The 16596-nt window shown below is 64.0% G+C and carries 17 protein-coding genes and 4 tRNA genes; 4 read left to right on the top strand and 17 right to left on the bottom strand.

The window, feature by feature from the left end:
• Positions 1-88 precede the first annotated feature (88 nt).
• The 13 genes from ruvB to E3T50_RS12285 all read right to left on the bottom strand — a co-directional run bounded on the left by ruvB (position 89) and on the right by E3T50_RS12285 (position 8998).
• Positions 89-1138, bottom strand: a complete 1050-nt coding sequence (gene ruvB / locus E3T50_RS12345; RefSeq protein ID WP_134459143.1) for a Holliday junction branch migration DNA helicase RuvB — start codon at positions 1136-1138, stop codon at positions 89-91.
• Positions 1135-1800 carry a Holliday junction branch migration protein RuvA gene (gene ruvA, locus E3T50_RS12340; protein ID WP_134552264.1) on the bottom strand — a complete coding sequence of 222 codons (666 nt, stop codon included), beginning with the start codon at positions 1798-1800 and terminating at the stop codon, positions 1135-1137. Before ruvA ends, ruvB begins: the two co-directional genes overlap by 4 nt.
• Positions 1797-2438, bottom strand: a complete 642-nt coding sequence (gene ruvC / locus E3T50_RS12335) for a crossover junction endodeoxyribonuclease RuvC (RefSeq protein WP_134552262.1) — start codon at positions 2436-2438, stop codon at positions 1797-1799. The genes ruvA and ruvC overlap by 4 nt, the downstream gene beginning before the upstream one ends.
• A gap of 4 nt (positions 2439-2442) precedes the next feature.
• A complete protein-coding gene (locus E3T50_RS12330; protein ID WP_134459137.1) occupies positions 2443-3207 on the bottom strand; it encodes a YebC/PmpR family DNA-binding transcriptional regulator in 765 nt (254 codons plus the stop codon).
• Positions 3208-3315: 108 nt separating this feature from the next.
• On the bottom strand, positions 3316-3870 hold the full coding sequence (locus tag E3T50_RS12325) for a DUF1697 domain-containing protein (RefSeq protein ID WP_134552260.1): 555 nt from the start codon (positions 3868-3870) through the stop codon (positions 3316-3318).
• An 86-nt stretch (positions 3871-3956) separates the two neighbouring features.
• Positions 3957-4592 (bottom strand): pyridoxal 5'-phosphate synthase glutaminase subunit PdxT, encoded by a 636-nt coding sequence (gene pdxT, locus E3T50_RS12320; protein ID WP_420898730.1) that lies wholly within the window; start codon positions 4590-4592, stop codon positions 3957-3959.
• A 17-nt stretch (positions 4593-4609) separates the two neighbouring features.
• The gene (gene pdxS, locus E3T50_RS12315) at positions 4610-5512 is read right to left on the bottom strand and encodes a pyridoxal 5'-phosphate synthase lyase subunit PdxS (protein ID WP_134459133.1); all 903 of its coding nucleotides are present in this window, start codon (positions 5510-5512) and stop codon (positions 4610-4612) included.
• 95 nt (positions 5513-5607) lie between these two features.
• Positions 5608-6216, bottom strand: a complete 609-nt coding sequence (locus tag E3T50_RS12310; RefSeq protein WP_134552258.1) for an HIT family protein — start codon at positions 6214-6216, stop codon at positions 5608-5610.
• Between the two features lies 1 nt (position 6217).
• The gene (gene thrS / locus E3T50_RS12305) at positions 6218-8152 is read right to left on the bottom strand and encodes a threonine--tRNA ligase (protein ID WP_241990906.1); all 1935 of its coding nucleotides are present in this window, start codon (positions 8150-8152) and stop codon (positions 6218-6220) included.
• A 225-nt stretch (positions 8153-8377) separates the two neighbouring features.
• Complete coding sequence (locus tag E3T50_RS12300; RefSeq protein ID WP_134459127.1) at positions 8378-8569, bottom strand: DUF1918 domain-containing protein; 192 nt, start codon at positions 8567-8569, stop codon at positions 8378-8380.
• A gap of 111 nt (positions 8570-8680) precedes the next feature.
• A tRNA-Val gene (locus E3T50_RS12295) sits at positions 8681-8752 on the bottom strand.
• A 42-nt stretch (positions 8753-8794) separates the two neighbouring features.
• A tRNA-Cys gene (locus E3T50_RS12290) sits at positions 8795-8868 on the bottom strand.
• Between the two features lie 58 nt (positions 8869-8926).
• Positions 8927-8998 (bottom strand) — tRNA-Gly (locus tag E3T50_RS12285).
• A 407-nt stretch (positions 8999-9405) separates the two neighbouring features.
• On the opposite strand from E3T50_RS12285, the gene E3T50_RS12280 reads away from it, so the two are divergent.
• From E3T50_RS12280 to E3T50_RS12270, 3 genes are all read left to right on the top strand, one after another.
• Positions 9406-9481: transfer RNA gene (locus tag E3T50_RS12280), tRNA-Val, on the top strand.
• Between the two features lie 177 nt (positions 9482-9658).
• Entirely contained in the window at positions 9659-10372 is a 714-nt protein-coding gene (locus E3T50_RS12275; protein ID WP_134552254.1) for a M50 family metallopeptidase, read from the top strand.
• A 35-nt stretch (positions 10373-10407) separates the two neighbouring features.
• A complete protein-coding gene (locus tag E3T50_RS12270; RefSeq protein WP_134552252.1) occupies positions 10408-11058 on the top strand; it encodes an SDR family oxidoreductase in 651 nt (216 codons plus the stop codon).
• A 62-nt stretch (positions 11059-11120) separates the two neighbouring features.
• Here E3T50_RS12270 and E3T50_RS12265 read toward each other — a convergent pair whose 3' ends face one another.
• Positions 11121-11690, bottom strand: a complete 570-nt coding sequence (locus tag E3T50_RS12265; protein ID WP_134552250.1) for a hypothetical protein — start codon at positions 11688-11690, stop codon at positions 11121-11123.
• Positions 11691-11757: 67 nt separating this feature from the next.
• Positions 11758-12489, bottom strand: coding sequence for a YqjF family protein (locus E3T50_RS12260; protein WP_134552248.1), 732 nt, complete (start codon positions 12487-12489; stop codon positions 11758-11760).
• A 232-nt stretch (positions 12490-12721) separates the two neighbouring features.
• On the opposite strand from E3T50_RS12260, the gene E3T50_RS12255 reads away from it, so the two are divergent.
• Positions 12722-13903, top strand: coding sequence for a MarP family serine protease (locus tag E3T50_RS12255; RefSeq protein ID WP_134552246.1), 1182 nt, complete (start codon positions 12722-12724; stop codon positions 13901-13903).
• Between the two features lie 136 nt (positions 13904-14039).
• On the opposite strand, the gene E3T50_RS12250 is transcribed toward E3T50_RS12255, so the two are convergent.
• Positions 14040-15260 (bottom strand): ammonium transporter, encoded by a 1221-nt coding sequence (locus E3T50_RS12250; protein ID WP_134552244.1) that lies wholly within the window; start codon positions 15258-15260, stop codon positions 14040-14042.
• Positions 15261-15417: 157 nt separating this feature from the next.
• Positions 15418-16470: a cell division protein ZapE gene (gene zapE / locus E3T50_RS12245; RefSeq protein ID WP_134552242.1), complete on the bottom strand. Its 1053-nt coding sequence runs from the start codon at positions 16468-16470 to the stop codon at positions 15418-15420.
• Positions 16471-16596 lie beyond the last annotated feature (126 nt).

The raw sequence follows: 16596 nt of genomic DNA, 5'->3' as shown, positions 1-16596 counted from the left end.
CACGGGTGGCCGAAGCTTGTATTGACGGCCCGTTTGTGCGGGCCGGTGCCTTCTGAACTAAGGCTATAGACAGGTGGACCAAATTGAATTATAGATCAAGAAGGGTGGCACTGCCCTGAGGAGGGGTCAGACCGAAATGTTGCCACGCTGCGCTGGTGGCAACCCGCCCTCGCGGGGTACGCGTGAGGAAGCCTATCCGCACCAGGAACGGCTCTACGACCGCCTCCACCGTTTCGGACTCTTCACCGACCGATACGGCCAGGGTGTTGAGCCCCACCGGCCCGCCTCCGAACCGGGTCAAAATGATCTTCATGACTTCGCGGTCGAGGCGGTCGAGACCGATCGCATCGACGTCATACAGTTCGAGGGCCGCGTGCACCGCGGCGATGTCGGCCGCTCCCCCGTGCACGAGCGCGTAGTCGCGCACGCGGCGTAACAGGCGGTTCGCGATGCGTGGAGTGCCGCGGCACCGCCCGGCGATCTCGGCGAGGGCATCTTTTTTTATCGGCAGGTCGATCAACTGCGCGGCACGGGCGAGCACTTGTTCGAGCTCGCTGTCGGCGTAGAACTCGAGGTGGGCAGTGAAACCGAATCGGTCGCGCAAGGGGTTCGGCAGCAGACCTGACCGGGTAGTGGCGCCGACCAGGGTGAAGGGCGCGAGGTCGAGCGGAACGGAGGTAGCACCGGCGCCCTTGCCGACCATGATGTCGATGCGGAAGTCTTCCATGGCGAGGTAGAGCATCTCTTCAGCCGACCGTGCCATGCGATGGATTTCATCGATGAACAGCACTTCCCCTGGTACCAGGGACGACAGCACTGCCGCGAGATCGCCGGCGTGTTGAATGGCCGGGCCGCTCGACATGCGCAGCGGGCGGTTGCCCTCATACGCGACGATCATGGCGAGGGTGGTCTTGCCGAGGCCGGGTGGGCCCGCCAGAAGGATGTGGTCGGGTGTGCGATTCTGCATCGTCGCGGCGGTCAGCAGCAGCTGCAACTGCCCGCGCACCTTCTTCTGGCCGACGAATTCGGCCAAGCTCGCCGGGCGCAGGGCGCCCTCGAAGGCAAGCTCGGATTCGCTCTCCAGCGACGGGTTAGTCAGTTCAACGGCGGGGTGCTCAAAGCCGGCGTCGGGGTTCATGAGCGACCCGTTCCCGTGGCCGCAGCGGCCGAGCCCGTGGCGTGGTGCGCCGCCGGGCCTAAGCGGCCGAGGGCCAATCGGAGCACGGCGGCGACCGTTGGCGGCGCGGTATCCTCGCCCGCAGCATCCGCCAGGTCAGTGAGGGTCTCATCGACGGCCTCGGCTGCGACGCGCTCCGACCAGCCGAGGCCGATCAGTGCCGCCTGCACGCTCGCGGCGACCGAGGTGGCCCCGGGTCGGCGGGCTGGCGTGCTCGCAGCCGTGACCGCGAGTTTGCCGGTCAGGGAGAGCACGATGAGTTTCGCGGTCTTCGGCCCGATGCCGCTGACCTTACGGAATGCGCCGTCGTCTTCGCCCGCGACGGCCTGGGCGATCTGATTCGGGGTGAGCACCGCGAGCACGCCGAGGGCCGATTTGGGGCCCACACCGGTGACACCGACGAGCAGCTCGAAAACCGCGAGTTCGTCAGCGGTTACAAAGCCGTACAGTGTGAGCGAGTCTTCGCGCACGATGAGGGTCGTCACCAGCCTGGCTTCTTCATCGATGCGCACGCCGAGTGCGGTGGCCGGCGTCACCTGCACGCCGAGGCCGACTCCCCCGACCTCGATCACGACGGTTGAGCCTGCGGTTGAAAGGACGAGGCCACGTACGGAAGAGATCACCGCTTAAGACTACGGGGCACCGCCGACGCTGCTGGCACCGAACCCCGTTCGGCGGCGCGCCACGCTTTCTGGGCGGGGGTCAGTGCTCCAGGGGTGAGCGCGCCAGCGGTGAGCCTGTTGGTGGCGACCGAGGCGACGGTCGGAAGGGTGCCGCCCGATGCCCCGGTGCGCCAGGCATGACAGATCGCGAGGGCAAGGGCATCCGCTGCGTCGGCTGGTTTGGGAATCTCGGTCAGCCCGAGAATGCGGGCGACCATGGTGCCGACCTGCTTCTTGTCTGCGGAACCGTACCCGGTGATGGCGGCCTTCACCTCGCTCGGGGTGTGCAGGGTGACCGGTAGGCCGCGTTGCGCGGCGAGCAGCAGGGCGACCCCGCTGATCTGGGCGGTGCCCATGACGGTGCTCACGTTGAGCTGCGCGAAGACCCGCTCGATGGCGATGAACTGCGGCCGGTGTCGGTCGAGCATCTCTTCGAGTCCCCGGGACAGCAGCAGCAGCCGCTGTTCGAGGGGCAGGTCGGGCGCACTGCGCAGCACGGTCACGTCAACCAGGCGGGCCGAGCGATTGCCCTCGACGTCGACCACGCCCACACCGCAACGGGTGAGGCCCGGGTCGATGCCGAGAACCCGGACCGCCATCGGACTACGCGGACTCGGCGGCCAGTGCGGCCTGTACCTCGGCCGACAGGTCGTAGTTGGAGTACACGTTTTGCACGTCGTCGAGGTCTTCCATCGCGTCGATCAGGTGGAAGACCTTGCGGGCGGTTTCGGCGTCGACCTCGATCTTGAGCGACGGCACGAAGGCGATATCGGCCGACTCGTAGTCGATTCCGGCAGCCTGCAACGCGGTGCGGGTGGCGACGAGGTCACTCGCGTCAGAAAAGATCTCGAAGGTCTCACCCTCATCGATGACTTCTTCGGCACCGGCGTCGAGAACGGCGAGCATGATGTCGTCTTCGGTGATCGTCGGCAGGCGCTTGACCACGACGACGCCCTTGCGGTGAAAGTTGTAGGCCACACTGCCGGGGTCAGCCATGGCTCCGCCGTTGCGAGCCATCGTGGTGCGCACCTCGGCCGCGGCGCGGTTCTTGTTGTCGGTAAGGCACTCGATCATGATTGCGACGCCATGCGTGGCATAACCCTCGTACATGATCGTCGTGTAGTCGACCTGCTCGCCCGACAACCCGGCACCGCGCTTCACCGCACGGTCGATGTTGTCGTTGGGGACCGAAGTCTTCTTGGCCTTCTGAATGGCGTCGACCAGGGTGGGGTTGCCCGAGAGGTCAGCGCCGCCGAGTCGGGCCGCAACCTCGATGTTCTTGATGAGCTTGGCGAACGCCTTCGCCCGACGCGAGTCGGTGACCGCCTTCTGGTGCTTGGTGGTGGCCCATTTGGAATGCCCGGACATACATCTCCCGTTGTTGTGCGTGATCGTTCTCGTGGTGCGGCGGGTGCCAGCCCTGGTTACAGATGCGGCGGCAGCGCGTGGTCGGTGCACATTAGGTGCCGGATTAGTCTATCCCGGTGTAACTTCCAGCAGCTTATGTAGGGTGTTCAGGTTGCGGGTCGTTGTCGTGTCGCGGTATTTGATCTTGGCGCTTTTCTTGCTGAAGGCGCTCTTGATGCCCACGGCCTTGCGAACCTCCCAGTAGAGCACGCCGTGGCCGAGTTCGATGCGCTCGTCGGCGGCATCGAGTTCCTTCGCGTGGCCGGCGAGCTCACTGAGATGACCAGGGTCGGACGAAAACATGACATAGGAATGCCAGCCGTCACGGCCCGCGTCGAACGGGTACGCGCGCACAATCCGATCGAGCGATTCGGCATCGACGAGCACGATCCACGCCTCGTATTCGAACCGGGCGGTCAGTGCTGCTTCAATGCGAGCCTTGAGTGCCACGGCATCCGCTTTGTCGACGAGCGGGCTGTCGATGCTGAAGAGGACATTGCCACTCGCCAGCACCGTTTTCACGTCGGTGTAGCCGAGGTCATGGAAGGTGGCGGCAAGATCTGTCATGGCAATGGTTATGCCGTTGACATTGATGCCACGAAGCAGTGCTACATAACGGGTCATCGTTGACCACTTGAATTCTGAGTCATGTCTGAACCCTAGCTACACTCCCGCGCCGGGCACAATTGGGCCCACAGCCGGCCGCTCGATCACCGGGCTGCGACGACTAGTTTCTGCAGGAAATACCGGTGGAAACGGTACTCGCCGGTGATCTCCGGGTGAAAGGACGTGCCGAGTAGGTTGCCCTGCTCCACGGCGACGCAGCGGCCGTCGTCGAGGGTGGCCAGCGCGGTCGCCCGCGGACCGAGCGTCTCCACGACGGGAGCCCGAATGAACACGGCGTGCACCGGCTTCACCCCGAGCGCTGGAATGTCGAGGTCGGTCTCAAAGGATGCCGTCTGCGAGCCGAAGGCGTTGCGGCGCACCGCGATGTCGAGTCCGCCGAGACTCTGCTGCCCGTTCATGCCGTCGAGAATCGTGTCGGCGAGCATTATCAGGCCCGCGCAGGTGCCATAGACCGGCAGGCCGCCCCGGATAGCAGCCCGCAACGGCTCGGCGAGGCCGAACGTGCGGGCCAGTTTGTCCATGACGCTCGATTCGCCGCCCGGAATGACCAGACCGTCGAGGCGGTCGAGTTCTTCCGGACGGCGCACCAGGTCGACGCTCGCTCCAAGATCGCGCAGCACCTGCGCGTGCTCGCGAAAATCCCCCTGCAGGGCGAGCACCCCGATCCGCAGCCCTGTCGGTACAGCGGTTTCAGCAGGTCGGGTGCCGACGGACAGAATCGCCACGAACGGCCCGGCTACCAGCCGCGGGTGGCGAGGCGGTGCGGTGCGGGGATGTCGGACACGTTGATGCCGACCATGGCCTCTCCGAGGCCGCGCGAGACACCCGCGATAACCTTGGCATCGTCGTAGAACGTGACGGCCTTGACGATTGCCGCAGCGCGCTGCTCGGGGTTGCCCGCCTTGAAGATGCCGGAGCCGACGAACACGCCGTCAGCGCCGAGCTGCATCATCATGGCGGCGTCGGCCGGGGTGGCCACGCCCCCGGCTGTGAACAACACGACGGGCAGCTTTCCGGTGGAGGCGATCTCGGCGACGAGCTCGTACGGTGCCTGCAGCTCCTTGGCGGCGACGTACAGTTCGTCGCGGCTCATCGAGGAGAGGCGCTTGATCTCACCGTTGATGGTGCGAATGTGCTTGGTGGCTTCGGAGACATCGCCGGTACCGGCCTCGCCCTTGGAGCGAATCATGGCCGCACCCTCGGTGATGCGGCGGAGCGCCTCACCGAGGGTAGTAGCGCCACAGACGAAGGGGATGGTGAAGTTCCACTTGTCGATGTGGTTCACATAGTCGGCCGGGCTGAGCACCTCGGACTCGTCGATGTAGTCGACGCCGAGCACCTCGAGGATTTGGGCTTCCACGAAGTGGCCGATACGAGTCTTCGCCATGACCGGAATATTGACCTCGGCGATGATGCTGTCGATGAGGTCGGGGTCGCTCATGCGGGCCACGCCGCCCTGTGCGCGGATGTCGGCGGGAACGCGTTCGAGAGCCATGACGGCGACAGCGCCGGCGTCTTCAGCAATACGAGCCTGGGCAGCGGTGACGACGTCCATGATGACGCCGCCCTTGAGCATTTCGGCGAGTCCACGCTTGACGCGGCTCGATCCGAATTGCTCGGCGGAGGTTGATTCAGTCATAACCACCATCCTATTCCTTGCACGGTGATGGTCTGGTCAGAGGGGTCGAAGGGAAGTGACCGGGCGCACCGGCACGCCGCCCGGTGGGAGAGGAATTAGAGGGTGCCTGCAGGCGCGGTTGTGGCGCCGGGCCAGCCCTCGGCGATCTCCCGACGCACGTCGCCGAGCAGACGCGGAATGGCCTTGGTGCCAGCGATGATGGGAAAGAAATTGGAGTCGAGTGCCCAGCGGGGCACGATGTGCTGGTGCAGGTGCTCGGCGATGCCGGCCCCGGCGATGCGCCCCTGATTCATACCGATGTTGAATCCGTCACAGTTCGACACCTCGGTGAGCACCCGCATCGCGACCTGGGTGAGTTCGCCGATCTCGGCGATCTCTTCCGACGTGGCCTGGTCGTAGGTGGCGACATGCCGATATGGGCAGACGAGCACGTGGCCGCTGTTGTAGGGAAACAGGTTGAGGATTACGTAAGCGTGGGTACCGCGCGCCACGATCAGAGCCTTCTCGTCGTCCAGTGTCGGCGCAATGCAGAACGGGCAGTCATCGGGGTGCGGCTGCTGCCCGTCTTGGATGTAGACCATCCGATGCGGCGTCCAGAGCCGTTGGAAGGCATCTGGAACCGCGGCGAACTCGGCAGCGGTTTCGGTCGCGCCAGCGTCGACAGCGTCCGAGCCACGCAGCCGATCGTCCGGAATTCCCGTCATGCTATGCCTGTACTTCGGCCGCTACCGGGCTCGTGATGACCTGGGCGCGGATCTCGATGGATTCCACGATGAGACGCACGGCATCGGCGATCGGCACGCCGTTTTGCTGCGTGCCGTCGCGGTAGCGAAAGCTCACCGCGCCGTTGGCCTGGTCGTCTTCGCCGACGATGAGCTGGTAGGGCACCTTCGCCTTGGTGTGGGTGCGGATCTTCTTCTGCATGCGGTCGTCGGAATGGTCGACCTCCGCGCGCACGCCGGCTTTCCTCAGGGTGGCGATCACGTCATCGAGGTACGGGCCGTACTGCTCGGAGACGGGGATGCCGACGACCTGCATCGGCGCCAGCCAGACCGGGAACGCCCCGGCGTAGTGCTCGGTGAGCACGGCGAAGAAGCGCTCGATCGAGCCGAACAGGGCGCGGTGGATCATGACCGGGCGCTGGCGGCTGCCGTCGTTCGCGGTGTATTCGAGGTCGAACCGTTCTGGCAGGTTGAAGTCAAGCTGAATGGTCGACATCTGCCAGGTGCGCCCGATGGCGTCGCGGGCCTGCACCGAGATCTTGGGGCCGTAGAACGCTGCCCCGCCCGGGTCGGCGACCAGATCGAGACCGGATGCCTCGGCGACCTCACGGAGCGTCTCGGTGGCTTCGTCCCAGGCGTCGTCACTGCCGACGAACTTTTTCGGGTCTTTGGTGGACAGCTCGAGGTAGTAGTCCTCGAGGCCGTAGTCGGCGAGCAACTGCAGCACGAAGTTGAGGGTACTCGTGAGCTCCTCCTTCATGCCTTCCTTGGTCGTGTAGATGTGGGCATCGTCCTGGGTCATGCCGCGCACCCGGGTGAGCCCGTTGAGCACGCCGGACTTCTCATAGCGGTAGACCGACCCGAATTCGAACAGGCGCATCGGCAGCTCGCGGTAGCTGCGACCGCTGGACTTGAAGATGAGGTTGTGGAACGGGCAGTTCATCGGTTTCAGGTAGTAGTCGACGCCCTGGCGGGTGACATGGCCGGTCTCGTCACGTTCCTCGTCGAGGTGCATCGGGGGGAACATGCCCTCGCGGTACCAGTCGAGGTGGCCCGATGTTTCGAACAGGGTCGACTTGGTGATGTGCGGCGAATAGACGAAGTCGTAGCCGGCCTCAACGTGGCGCTTGCGGGAGTAGCTCTCCATCTCCTGCCGGATGATGCCGCCCTTGGGATGGAATACTGCCAGGCCGGAACCGATCTCCTCGGGAAAGCTGAACAGGTCGAGTTCGGCACCGAGTTTGCGGTGATCGCGCTTGGCCGCCTCTTCCTGACGGGTCTGGTAGGCGCGCAGTTCGTCTTTGCTGGGCCAGGCGGTGCCGTAGATGCGCTGCAGCTGCGGGTTCTTCTCGGAGCCACGCCAGTATGCGGCGGCCAGGCGGGTGAGCGAATAGCCGTTGCCGATCATGCGGGTGTTGGGCAGGTGCGGGCCGCGGCAGAGATCTTTCCAGAGCGTCTCCCCCGTCTTCGGGTCAACGTTGTCGTAGATGGTCAGTTCAGCGCCGCCGACCTCGACCGACTCGTTGTCCTCGGTGCTCGAACCACCCTTGAGGCCGATGAGTTCGAGCTTGTACGGCTCAGCGGCCAGTTCAGCGCGGGCTTCGTCGTCGGTCACTACGCGACGCACGAAGCGTTGGCCTTGACGGATGATGCGATCCATGGCCTTTTCGAGTGACTTCACGTCGTCAGGGGTGAACGGCACCTCGACGTCGAAGTCGTAGTAGAACCCGTCGGTGATGGGCGGGCCGATACCGAGCTTGGCGGTCGGGTTCACCGTCTGCACCGCCTGGGCCAGGACGTGAGCGGCTGAGTGGCGCAGAATACTGAGGCCGTCGGGAGAATCTATGCTGACCGGTTCGACGGCATCCGTTGGCAACACGGTGGTTGCCAGGTCTTTCAACTCGCCGTTGACGCGCATCGCGACAATGGATCGGTCGGTGAAAAGCGCAAAGCCGTCAGCCACGTGTATTACTCCCTATTGTTTGCCTACCCGTCAACTTTAGCGGCGAGCGCGTCACTGTTCGTCGGCCGACGGGACGTTGGAGAGGTCCGTCGGCCGCAAGCAACATTTTCGGGCGTTGGCGGGTGAGGCATCAGGGAGTGCGAGGGCTCAGCCCGGTGTCGGCCAGGCTGAGCCCTGCGCCTAGACGGATTCTGTGTGTTCGATGACGAAATCGGCGCCGGGGTACACGATGCTCTCGTGTCGGTCGTCGAACGCGACGAGGTACGGTGGACCGCCGTCGATTCCGCGAACCTCGAGAATCTCGCCTCGACGATCCGGTCGCTCCACCGTTTTGCCACGAATGACAATTCGATCTCCTATTGTTGCGTGCATTGCACTCACCTCCTGCGCGCAAAACTACGCGGGCAGCCGATGCCGCGCAAGGGCACCGGCTGCGGCGGTTTTTGGGTACAAAAAAACCCCGTTTTACCGGGGCTTTTACTGTGGGCGATACTGGGATCGAACCAGTGACCTCTTCCGTGTCAGGGAAGCGCGCTACCGCTGCGCCAATCGCCCAAATTTCTGGGAACTGCGTACTCTCAGAATGTTCACAGAGAATGGAGGTGGATACGGGATTCGAACCCGTGTTAACGGCTTTGCAGGCCGCTGCCTCGCCTCTCGGCCAATCCACCAGTTGGGTTCATACCAAACGAATTGGAACCGGCCTTGCGGCCGATTCCAGATCATTCGAGCGGATGACGAGATTCGAACTCGCGACCCTCACCTTGGCAAGGTGATGCGCTACCACTGCGCCACATCCGCAACTGTTCGCATTTCTGCGTACTTGGAGACTCTAGCCGAATAGCTAGACGGAAACCAAACCGAGCCGTTTACGGCGTGTTGCCCCAAGGAATGCCGGGCCGTTGCGCGGCCCAGTTGGCGCCGAGATCCGTTTCTACTTCGTGCCGATCATTGCCATTCGCACTTGGTCTCTCGGATCACTCGGATCACTCGATCACTCGATCACTCGATCACTCGATCACTCGATCACTCGATCACTCGATCACTCGATCACTCAGAGGCTTCCGCGCTGTGTCGCGCGAAAGTCAGTTCGCGGTTGCTTGCAGCGCGCGCCACACCGGTGCGCGGCGTCGATGTGCGACGACGCACCAGTCTGGGCTAGTATCAAAAGTCGCAACAGCAACTTCGGTTGCCGAGCGCAGAAGTTTGGGCGATTGGCGCAGCTGGTAGCGCGCTTCCTTCACACGGAAGAGGTCGTGGGTTCAAGTCCCGCATCGCCCACCAAGAAAACCCCCCGTTTATGCGGGGGTTTTTTATGCCCCCCTCACCGCCCCGCCCGCCGCAGCCGGCTTCGTGCCGGAACCCGGCAGTTCGCGGGCCGCGGCGATTGCCCCGGCTGGTGCGATCCGCGCACGCCGCCGTGAGCGTACAGCTGAGAGCTGCACACCTAGTCTGAGAGGCATGGACGTGCTTCTCGACATCTGGCAACGAATCACAACACCGCATGCCGCGCTGGCGCCACTCACGGCCTGGCTGACCGTGGCCGCAGCCGGCGCGATCGTCTTGTTCACCCCGGCATGGCGCCTCGCCCGGCACGTGATCACGATTGTGCACGAAGGCGGGCACGGCGTCATCGCGGTGCTGAGCGGACGCCGACTCGGCGGCATCCGCTTGCATTCGGACACCTCCGGGCTCACCGTGAGCCGCGGGCGCCCGAGTGGGCCGGGCATGATCCTTACCCTATTGGCCGGCTACCCGGCCGCCGCGCTGCTCGGCCTCGGTGCAGCCTGGCTACTCAGCCTGGGCTATGACGTGGGCCTGCTGTGGGCACTCCTTGCCCTCCTGGCCCTGCTGCTCGTGCAGATTCGCAACTGGTTCGGTCTGTGGTCGGTTGCCGTGACCGGCGCCGTCGTGTTCGGTGTCTCCTGGTTTGGGTCACCGCTCGTGCAGGGCGTGTTTGCCCTTTTGGTCACTGCGTTTCTGTTGTTCGGTGCACTGCGCACGTCCCTCGAATTGCAGCGACCCCGGTCGCGGCGGGCTGGCTCCTCGTCGGATGCCGACCAGTTGGCCAGGCTCACGCACGTTCCCGGGATTTTCTGGGTCGCCGTCTTCCTCGGCGTGCAGCTGCTCTGCTTGGCGCTGAGCGCACGGCTGCTCACCTTTGACCAAATCTAAGTGCCAGATACGGCCAACCGTGGCAGGGTTGGAACATGACAAAGATTGCGATCATCGGCGGGCACGGAAAAGTTGCCCTCCACCTGGCCCGCCTGCTCACAACCGATGGCCACGAAGTGAGTTCATTAATCCGCAACCCCGACCACTTCGCCGATGTCACGGCGACCGGTGCGACACCGGTTCTGGCGGATGTCCAGAATCTTTCCGTAGATCAGATGGCGACCGCTCTGGCCGGGCACGACGCTGTGGTCTGGTCGGCCGGCGCCGGCGGAGGCGGCGCAGAGCGCACCTACGCCGTTGACCGGGACGCGGCCATCCGCTCAATGGACGCTGCCGCGCAAGCCGGCGTGAACCGTTACGTGATGGTGTCGTACCAGGGGTCACGTGCCGATCACGGAGCCTCCCCCGAGGACGGCATGTTCGCCTACTACGAGGCCAAGGCCGCCGCCGATGATTATCTGCGCGGCACCGCACTGAACTGGACCATTCTCGGACCGAGCACATTGACTCTGAACGCCGCGACGGGCTTTATCACCGTGGGTTCCGACGCACGTGGGGATACCTCACGCGAGAACGTGGCGCTCGTTGCCGCCGCCGTGCTGATTGACAACAATACGGTGGGGGCGTTCATCGAATTCACCGACGGTGACGTGCCGATCGGCGAGGCCATAGCCGCTATCCGCTAACCGCTAACAGGCTCAGCAGCGCCCCGGCCCAGCAGCGCTCAGGCTCAGGCTCAGGCTCAGGCTCAGAAGCCGAAATCTCCACCGAAGTCGCCGCCACCGAAATCTCCACCGGAGTCGGCACCCGCATCGCTCGCGGGGTCGGCGTTGGTTTCGGTGTTAGCGTCAGCGCCGGCATCCGCACCCCCGCCGTCCATTGGCATAAAGGCGCTTACCAGTGCCGAACCGATGACAAATCCGGCTACGGTGCCGAGCAATGAGCTGCCCATCATGCTGCCGAAGCCCATTCCGTTCTGGTTGCCGAACGAACGGGTGAGCGTGCCAGGCTGGCGCAGTTCGGCCCGGGTCGCGGCCTGGGCAAGCGTGGCCGGTGCGGCATCCACCGGGCGCTCGCTCGGTTCGACGTTCTCGGTCAGCTGGCGAAAGAGAATGTCGCGCTGCTCGTCGGTCAGCTTCGAGAAGGCCTCGGTGTGCACCTGTTCAATGGTTTCCGGCGGAGCCGTGCGCAGCAGGTACTGGTAACGCTCGACCGCGATCTCATCCTCGCTGCGCTCCGGGGCGCGGGTCGGCCGGTTTGATCGTTCGTCTGTGGGTGATTGTTCCTTGCGGCCCAGCAGAAAGTCAAGAATTCCCATGGTGTCCTGTTCCTTGTGTGAATGTGTCTGTGATCTTGATTTTTTCAGATCTCCCTGAGTGCTGGCGTCAGTTTCCCCGGCCGAACCAGGTCGTGACGCCGGGCGAGTAGAGCACCGATTCCGGAGCGCGAGCGGCGAGGCCGGCGAAACCTGCACCAGCCAGCAGCGTGTCGTCGATGCTCACAAGTTCGGCACGGTACAACGGCCACGGCTCATGGTGGTTGCGTAAATGCACCGTGCGACCACGGATACTCGTGAACAACGCCCATCGTGCGGTGAGAAAATCTGCCAACGGATCATCGACGACGGCGACTGAACCCGGTCGGGCCACGACCGCTGTGTACTTGGTGCGGTCCCCGTGGCGCGTCGATGTGTACCGGTACTGGCCGGAATCAACCGTGAGACCGGTACGCGACCAGACATAGGGCAGCGAGAACAGACCGCGGGCGGCGAGTACAGCCGCGAGACGACTGGCCTCCAGCGATACAAACACGACACCGCGACGGCCCTGCGGATCAACGGCATAGAGGCGCACATTCACTTCAACGAAGGAGCCAAAGTACGGTATCGGCGGGCTACCGAGAATTGTCGCGCGATCCAGCACGAACGGAATCAGGCCGACCCAGGCCGACCCGTCGTATTCATCGGGTACGAGGCCGTTCGGCAGGAGCGGCGCCACCAGCGCGGCATCGACGCGCCAATGCAGAAACACCAGGTGCGACCAGCGCTGGCTGGCCGACGCCCGCCCCGCCAGGGGCGGTGCGACCGCCGAAATGGGATAGGCCTCGGCGTTCGTCACGGGTTCCTTTCACGGGAAATTTTCACTGGCAATTGTCGCTGGCAATTGTCGCTGGGAATTTTCGCTGGGTGTGCCTCACGGTACTCGCTGGGGCAGTGTCTACGCCTGTTGATCACCCGGGAATGAGGGCCGGAAGCCCTGTCTGCCCAGCAATCCCGGAGGCGGCCTGTGTAAACATGGAAAAGACACATCGTTTTGAAGCAACACATGAAATAGTGAATGAGGGAGAAGGATGCCGGGCTCGACCGTTCTCGACCTCCTTCTGATCTTGGTCTTGTTTATTGCCCTCGTCAACGGCTACCGTAGCGGACTGCTGCAGAGCCTCACCGGCATCGTCGGCGCTGTGGTCGGCGGAGTCGCCGCCTTCTTCGTGGTTCCCCTGGTGGGCGGCTGGGTACCTGCGGCGCAATGGCGCACACCAGCCACCATCGGCGTGGCGATAGTGCTCGTGCTCGTCGGACATTCGCTGGGCGCCTCCGCGGGAGGAATGGTGGGGCGCAGAAAGAAGCGCTCCCCCCTCGGCGCCATCAACCGCGTGCTGGGCGCGGTATTCGCCGCCGTCGCCTCAGCCCTTGTGGCGTCGATGGTGGCGTTCAGCATTGGCGCTCTCGGCGTTCCGTTCCTCTCCCCCGCCATCGCCTCGTCGACCGTCGTGTCCGGTATCGACTCGTTGACCCCCGATCCGGTCAAGGCTCTCATGGCCGAGCTGCGCTCCGTGGCCGTGCAGCAGGGACTGCCGCGCATCGTCGACGCTTTCACCGGCCCGACACCGAATGCCGCCCAGGCCGATACGAGCAGTCCGGCGCTGGCCGTGGCCGCTCAGTCGGTCGTGCGCATCACCGGAACGGCCTACGCCTGTGGACAGAGCCAGTCCGGCAGCGGCTTCGTCGTGTCAGACGACCGCGTCATCACCAATGCGCACGTCGTCGCGGGTGTGGACCAGCCCGTCGTGGAAACCCCGGCGGGCGAAGCCCTGGCCGGTGAGATCGTCTACTTCGACCCGGTCGACGACATCGCCATTGTTTCGGTTCCCGGTCTGGGCGCAGCGCCGCTGACCGCCGGAGTGGATCTCGCTGCGGGCAGCGGCGCGGTCGCCGACGGGTACCCGTTCGGCGGACCTTACGTCTCCGATCCAGCCCAGGTCATCTCGATCGGCACCATCAGCGTTGCCGACATTTACGGCCAGGACCCGACGCCACGTCAGGTATACACCGTGGCTTCCGACGTACAGCAGGGCGAATCAGGCGGACCGCTGCTGAGCGAATCCGGCCAGGTGGTCGGCGTCATCTTCGCGAAGGCCTCGAACACCGACAATGTCGGCTATGCCCTCACACTCCAGGAAATTCAGCCAGTAATCAGCCAGGCGCCCGGCCTTTCCAACCCCGTCTCCCCGGGAACCTGCGTTCGCGGCTGAGCCGGGGCATCCACTCGCCTCCAGCTGTCGTTCACGAGCCTGAATGCCCAGAGCTTGCACGCCCAGAGCCTGGACACCCAAGACTCAGACGCCTAGACGTCCAGGGCCAGACGTTCAGGGCTCAGACGTTCAGGGCTCAGACACGCTCGAGGGCGTAGCCCTCTTCGCCGTGCACGCTCGTGTCGATTCCGGCCAGTTCGTCTTCGTTCTTGATGCGGAATCCGATGGTCCTCTCGATCGCGAAACCGAGCAGGTAGGCAATGATGAAGGAGTAGAAGAGAACCGAAAAGCCTGCAATCGCCTGCACAGCGAGCTGACCGAGGTCGCCGCCGGTGAAGAGCCCGGTGTTGATGGCGAAAAAGCCGAGGTAGAGAGTGCCGATGATGCCACCGACCAGGTGGATGCCGACGACATCGAGCGAGTCGTCGAAGCCGAGCTTGAACTTGAGTTCAACGGCGAGAGCGCAAACGGCACCGGAGAGCCCGCCGAGCAGGAGTGCCCAACCCGGTTCCAGGTTGGCGCAGGCCGGGGTGATGGCGACGAGGCCGGCAACAGCGCCCGATGCGGCGCCCACCGAGGTGGCTTTGCCGTCCTTGAACTTCTCAACGAGCATCCAGGCGAGGATGGCCGCTGCCGTGGCACCCAGGGTGTTGATAACGATGATGCCGACATTGGCGAGGCCATTGAGCCATTCAGCACCGGCGTTGAAACCGAACCAGCCGAACCAGAGAATCGAGGCACCGATGAGCACGAGCGGTACGTTGTGCGGTTTGGTCATGCCCTTCTGGAACCCGACGCGCTTGCCGAGGACCAGGGCCAGCGCGAGAGCTGCAGCACCGGCATTGATGTGCACCGCGGTACCACCGGCATAGTCGATGACGCCGGGGAGGCCCAACGTCTCACCGAGCTTCATGATCCAGCCGCCACCCCAGACCCAGGCTGCGACCGGGAAGTAGACGAGGGTTGCCCAGATACCCGCGAAGATCATCCAGGATCCGAACTTCGCCCGGTCTGCGACAGCGCCGCTGATGAGGGCGACGGTGATGATGGCGAATGTGGCACCGTACGTGGCACCGAGCAGGTCGGTGCTGCCCGTTTCTCCCATGGCGAGCTTGCCAAGACCGAAGTCGGAGAACGGATTGCCGGCAAATTCGGTCGGACCGTTCACGGTGCTCATGTTGTAGCCGTACAGGATCCACAGGACGCTGATGAGGCCCAGTGCACCAAAGCTCATCATCATCATGCTGATGACGCTCTTGGCCTTGACCAGTCCGCCGTAGAAGAAGGCGACACCTGGTGTCATGAACAACACGAGTGCGGTGGCGGTCAGCCCCCACGCAATGCTTCCGGTTTCCATAGAATTGTCCTCACGAGTCTCAAATGTGCTGGGCGTAGCACGAGGCGAGCCACCTCGGATACGAGTCAATTATCTGAGGTGGCTGTTACAACAAACCTTCTGACGTGTTTCGTGCCAGTTACGAGCGCTGGCGAATTGTTAACGCCAGATGTCAGGGTCAATCGGTGTGCGGCGGCAACTCTCCCGTAGTGAGGGCAACCATGCGCGACTGGGACCGCTGGTACTTCTTGCGATACCCGCCAGCCATCATCTCGTCGTCGAACACCTCGTTGAGCGGGCGCCCGCTAGCGACGATCGGAATCTCGGCGTCGTAGACGCGGTCGATGAACGCCACCAGACGCAGGGCGTCGGACTGGTCGGTCAGCAGGAAAACGCCGCGCAGCGCAATCACCTCCACGTCGCGAATGACCTTGACGTATTTCGACGGATGCACGGTGCCGAGATGACGAATCAGGGCACCGAAATCATCCTCGGTCACTTTGGAACCACGCTTTAGCAACGTGTTGACCAGGTGCTCACGCGCCTCCGGCTCAACCGAGACGGCCTGACCGGTGACATTGCGGCGACGGTAATCGAGGCCGTCAATGCGCAGGGTCTCGAAGTTGGCGCTCATGGCCGAGATCTCGCGCAGAAAGTCCTGCGCGGCAAACCGGCCCTCGCCGAGCGAGTTGGGCGGGGTGTTCGACGTGGCGGCGACGCGCGTTCCGGTAGCTACGAGTTCGCCGAGCAGTCGGGTCATCACCATGGTGTCGCCCGGATCGTCGAGCTCGAACTCGTCGATGCAGATGAGCTTTGCGCTGCGCAGCTCCTTGATGGTCTCCTGATAGCCGAGGGCGCCCACGAGCGCGGTGTACTCGATGAAGGTGCCGAAGTATTTCGGGCCGGTCGCGGCATGCCAGAGTGCCGCGAGCAGGTGCGTCTTGCCGACACCGAACCCACCGTCGAGGTAGATGCCGGGCAGGTCGTCTTTGGCCTGCCGGCGTCGGGAGAAGAATCCGGCCGGCCGCGGGGTCACGAATTCCTTCAGCTTTTCAACGGCTTCGACCTGGGAGGGGTAGTCATGATCGGGTCGGTAGTTCTCGAACGAGGCGTGCTCAAACTGGGGAGGCGGTACCAGTTCTGCGACGATTTCCCGGCCCGTGATGCTCGGGGTGCGGTCGGCCAGTTGCGGAACTGCGTGGTTTGCCTTCTGATGGGCCTCTGGTGCCATGCTGAAATGCCCGTTCTCGTGGGTAGAGCTGCGAATGCGTCGGCTGCCGACACCGCGTAGATTTGTGGGGTGGGCACAGATAAGCCTAATCCGCGGTCAACCCGAATCCGCATGCATCCGCTGCCC

It is taken from the genome of Cryobacterium gelidum (genome assembly GCF_004403985.1).
In the GTDB taxonomy this organism is placed as follows: domain Bacteria; phylum Actinomycetota; class Actinomycetes; order Actinomycetales; family Microbacteriaceae; genus Cryobacterium; species Cryobacterium gelidum.
The sequence above is the reverse complement of the archived record's forward strand: the minus strand, read 5'-3'. Positions and strand labels throughout refer to the sequence as shown.

Coding starts and splice junctions, on each gene's coding strand:
- E3T50_RS12325 (WP_134552260.1), bottom strand. CDS start 3,870: ATGACCCGTTATGTAGCACTGCTTCGTGGCATCAATGTCAACGGCATA.
- thrS (WP_241990906.1), bottom strand. CDS start 8,152: ATGCGCGTCAACGGCGAGTTGAAAGACCTGGCAACCACCGTGTTGCCA.
- E3T50_RS12330 (WP_134459137.1), bottom strand. CDS start 3,207: ATGTCCGGGCATTCCAAATGGGCCACCACCAAGCACCAGAAGGCGGTC.
- E3T50_RS12265 (WP_134552250.1), bottom strand. CDS start 11,690: ATGGGAATTCTTGACTTTCTGCTGGGCCGCAAGGAACAATCACCCACA.
- E3T50_RS12270 (WP_134552252.1), top strand. CDS start 10,408: ATGACAAAGATTGCGATCATCGGCGGGCACGGAAAAGTTGCCCTCCAC.
- ruvB (WP_134459143.1), bottom strand. CDS start 1,138: ATGAACCCCGACGCCGGCTTTGAGCACCCCGCCGTTGAACTGACTAAC.
- pdxS (WP_134459133.1), bottom strand. CDS start 5,512: ATGACTGAATCAACCTCCGCCGAGCAATTCGGATCGAGCCGCGTCAAG.
- E3T50_RS12300 (WP_134459127.1), bottom strand. CDS start 8,569: ATGCACGCAACAATAGGAGATCGAATTGTCATTCGTGGCAAAACGGTG.
- E3T50_RS12250 (WP_134552244.1), bottom strand. CDS start 15,260: ATGGAAACCGGAAGCATTGCGTGGGGGCTGACCGCCACCGCACTCGTG.
- ruvC (WP_134552262.1), bottom strand. CDS start 2,438: ATGGCGGTCCGGGTTCTCGGCATCGACCCGGGCCTCACCCGTTGCGGT.
- E3T50_RS12255 (WP_134552246.1), top strand. CDS start 12,722: ATGCCGGGCTCGACCGTTCTCGACCTCCTTCTGATCTTGGTCTTGTTT.
- E3T50_RS12275 (WP_134552254.1), top strand. CDS start 9,659: ATGGACGTGCTTCTCGACATCTGGCAACGAATCACAACACCGCATGCC.
- zapE (WP_134552242.1), bottom strand. CDS start 16,470: ATGGCACCAGAGGCCCATCAGAAGGCAAACCACGCAGTTCCGCAACTG.
- E3T50_RS12310 (WP_134552258.1), bottom strand. CDS start 6,216: ATGACGGGAATTCCGGACGATCGGCTGCGTGGCTCGGACGCTGTCGAC.